The 1,085-nt window shown below is 77.3% G+C and carries 1 protein-coding gene; it reads right to left on the bottom strand.

Features of this window, described 5'->3' with window-relative positions:
- Positions 1-146: 146 nt before the first annotated feature.
- Positions 147-1,085, bottom strand: a 939-nt coding sequence (locus tag ABZY57_RS32805) for a PQQ-binding-like beta-propeller repeat protein (RefSeq protein ID WP_356518206.1), incomplete at its 5' end; no start/stop codon positions are given.

Raw genomic sequence — 1,085 nt, 5'->3', positions numbered from 1 at the left:
CGACGGTCCCGTACGCCCTGGGCAACGTACTGCTGACGATGTGGGGGTCGGCGATCGTGCTGCTGCGGCGGTGAGGGTCTGCGGGGTCCCCAGACGTCCGCCCCCCATGCGTTCCCCCCTCACCTGGTGGCCCCGCCCCGGGCCGGTCACATGCCCGGCAGGGCGCGGACCGCGCTGCCGCGTTGCCAGACGACGCTGCCTCCGGCGACAGCTCCCCGCCAGGGAACGTCGGCCCGGACCTCCCCGGCCGGGGCCGGTGCGAACACGTACTGTTCGGCTGCTCGCCCGCCGTGCACCACGAGGATGCCGAGCTCGGGCCTCCGCAGCGGCGCGAAGATCCCGGATCCCGCCACCAGCGGAGCCTGGTCCTGCGCCAGTTCCTCGGTGGCCAGCACGGTCCAGGCGGGGGTTCCGGTCTTCGCGTCGATGCTCCGGAGCTGGTGGCCGTCGGCGACGTACACGGTGTCGCCGGCCGGTGTGGGCACGCCGAAGCCCGCGCTGTCGTCCGCGGGCAGGGTCCACAGCTGTTCGCCGCGCCCCCGGTCCAGGCAGGTCAGCGTCCGGTCTCCGGCCCCGCCCAGCAGCACTCCGCCCGCGGACAGGGCCGTCCGTGAGGCTTCGGTGCCGGCGGGCCGCCGCCAGACGGGGCCGCCGTCGGCGGCGGACAGGGCCGCCACCCCGCCGGCGGCGGAGGCCAGGAGCAGCCGCCCGTACCCGGCGGCCGCCGAGAGCGCCGGGCCCGACACGGGGACGGGCACGCGCCAGCGCACCGCGCCGTCCGCCCGCTTGAACGCGGCCAGGCGGCCGTCGGCGTCGAGGACGTACACCTGGTCCTCGTCGGCGGCGAGCAGCCCGGTCACCCCGTCGCGCGCACGGTGGCGGACCGTACCGCTGCCGGGGTCCAGGAACAGCAGGGAGCCGTCCGGGTCCAGGGCGACGGGTCGGCGGCCGCCGACGAGGTCGCGCACCACCGGTCCGCGCCAGCGCCTTTCGCCCGAGACCGGCTCGTGGAGGAGGAGCTGGCCGCCGCCGTCTGCGAAGCACACCCGGCCGTCGACGTCGGCCCGCCTTCGGGCCGGCCGACG

The sequence above is a fragment of the Streptomyces sp. NPDC006450 genome (assembly GCF_040612195.1).
Lineage (GTDB): Bacteria > Actinomycetota > Actinomycetes > Streptomycetales > Streptomycetaceae > Streptomyces.
Note: the sequence above shows the minus strand (reverse complement) of the source record. Positions and strands in the feature narration are given on the sequence as shown.